This is a genomic window from Mesorhizobium sp. M7A.F.Ca.US.011.01.1.1, assembly GCF_003998295.1.
In the GTDB taxonomy this organism is placed as follows: Bacteria; Pseudomonadota; Alphaproteobacteria; order Rhizobiales; family Rhizobiaceae; genus Mesorhizobium.
In genome coordinates this window covers 1-2,074 of record NZ_RZRT01000152.1, presented here as the reverse complement: position 1 = coordinate 2,074, position 2,074 = coordinate 1, and the positions used below count along the sequence as shown (strand labels likewise).

Sequence of the window (2,074 nt, the reverse complement as noted above, 5' to 3'; positions counted from 1 at the left end):
GGAAGCCCCCGAGAACGGCGTCATCCTCGGCAATCTCGCTCCCGCCCCGGGTGGCGAGGAAAACAAGAAGGTCATCCTCTGGAACAACCCCCAGTGAGGCATCGGTGGCCGGCTCCGCAAGGGGCCGGCTTCCCCACCGGCAAAAGGAGGTTGAAATGAGCCGCTACACCATCACTGTCACTGGCACCGTCACCGGACAGGGCCGCTCGGATCAAGACGCTGTCATCGGCTACGATCCACCACTTCGGACCTACTTCCTGCAGGCCTTCCCACACGAAGAAACCGACGAGCCGGGTCTTTGGCTCGGCACCCACGATCGCGCGTTCGAAGCGCTTGAGGATCTTCACCGCGCAGCCATCTCACACGGCTACGACTTCATCCCGCTGTCGCCCAAACTGGCCGCAAAGCTGGTCGACGACAAAGCGGCAGCCAGCGGGCGTCCGGTGCGAGACACAATCCTCGGCCAGGTGCTGAAACACCACGACCAATCCAAGTAGGCAGACGCGCAAAAAAGGGCCCGCGACGGAGTACTCCGTCGCGGGCCCTTTTTTTGCGCGTCGCAAAGAGGCAGGAACATCACCCGTCACAGCATGCGATGGAGACTCCAAACCGCCGATTATTCCTTCGGCAGTTTGTGCTTATGAATGCGGATATAATCCTGCACGGCCTTTCGCAGCAGTTCGGTCATGCTGTGCCCGTTGCTGATCGCCAGCAACTTGAACTGTCGCTGCTCCGCGGCCGTCAGATAGTACCCGCAACGAACCATCTCCTCCTCGCGAATCTTCTTTCCGGCGATGGGGTCCTTTTTCTGACCCTGCCGCAGCAGCTTGCGGAAATCGGGCCCGACTGCCGGGGACGGCTTTGTCGGTTCCTGCATCTGTGGCGCAGCTTGCTCCTTGTTCCCTTACGTCTCGGCCTTCGGTGGGATGAACATGCTGGGCAGTACGGGCGGCTGCGTGGAGATCGCCTTCATCATGCGGGCCTTCTTGTCGTCACCGGGTTTCGGCGCGGTCTCTTCACTCATGCCGCGTTCCTTGTGGCTTCGATGAAGGTTTGCAGAAGGTCGTCGAAGACCCCTTCGCTCTCGGCAATCGCCTTCGCGTCGGGCACCTCGGGGCTGTAAAGGGTCTGCCCGGTCTGAAGGTCGCGGTAGGCAACGCGATTGTGCAGGACGTGTTCTGCAATGGGCGTGCCGTTGGCCTGAATGATGGCGCGCAGTTCGGTCAGGGCTCGCGCCCTGCCATCGATGATGGTCTGCTTGGTCAGCACGAATATCGCAGGCAGCGGTCTACCCCGGCTCTCGACCGCCAGCGGAATGTAGTGGTCGGTGATCTGTATGGCGGCGGTCACATCGTCGAGGGCAAAATAGACTGGCACGACGACAATGTCGGCCGCGAACAGCCCGGCCATCAGGTTGTCATTTGTGGTGCCTTCTGTATCGATCAAGACGACCGATCGTTCACCATTGTGAGTGGCTGCCGCGCGAAGGATTTCCTGCGGCGTCATCGCGCTCACCATCTGGAGCCTGTCAGGACGATTGCCAGCTTCTCCCAGCATCTGGAACCAGCGGTTCATGTTCTGCCGCCGGTCGCCGTCGATAAGAGTGACCGAATAGCCCCTATGCAGCGCGACGGATGCGAGGGTGCGCAGCATCGTCGATTTGCCAGTGCCACCCTTTGGGATCGCAGCGGAGATGATCATGGGGCCTCCTTCCCGGCGTTGTCTCCTTGTTTCCATGTCAACATGGAAACAAGTCATCATGGACACATGAGGTCGCAACATGGTGATATTGTCGGCGGGGAAGGCTGGTTTGGCAACCCAGGCGCGCATAGATAAGGGCTCGCTAAAGGTGCAGTTTTTGCAGCTGCTATCTTCAGCAAAGAAGGGGTCCGGTGGCCCGTCGACCGCGCATTTTCCGACTACGTTTTCCGGCTGCCCATCAGAGGCCGATGTTTCCATGTTAACACGGAAACAAGTCACTAACGCATCATGGACACATCGCATCAAATCACGATGGGCACATTTCGGCCCGCGCGGCTGCCGCTGACAACTGGGCTGGTGAGAAGACGCGCGC

The 2,074-nt window shown here is 60.0% G+C and carries 3 protein-coding genes and 1 pseudogene; 2 read left to right on the top strand and 2 right to left on the bottom strand.

Annotated elements, in window-relative coordinates; all coding sequences use genetic code 11:
• Positions 1-97: pseudogene (locus EOA13_RS36935) on the top strand (DUF736 domain-containing protein); the annotation flags it as partial.
• Positions 98-155: 58 nt separating this feature from the next.
• Entirely contained in the window at positions 156-497 is a 342-nt protein-coding gene (locus EOA13_RS36930) for a hypothetical protein (RefSeq protein WP_127298024.1), read from the top strand.
• A gap of 119 nt (positions 498-616) precedes the next feature.
• Here EOA13_RS36930 and EOA13_RS36925 read toward each other — a convergent pair whose 3' ends face one another.
• Both EOA13_RS36925 and EOA13_RS36920 read right to left on the bottom strand, forming a co-directional pair.
• Positions 617-877: a hypothetical protein gene (locus tag EOA13_RS36925; RefSeq protein ID WP_127298023.1), complete on the bottom strand. Its 261-nt coding sequence runs from the start codon at positions 875-877 to the stop codon at positions 617-619.
• Positions 878-1,020: 143 nt separating this feature from the next.
• A partial coding sequence (locus tag EOA13_RS36920; RefSeq protein ID WP_206535369.1) for a ParA family protein occupies positions 1,021-2,074 on the bottom strand: 1,054 nt, incomplete at its 5' end.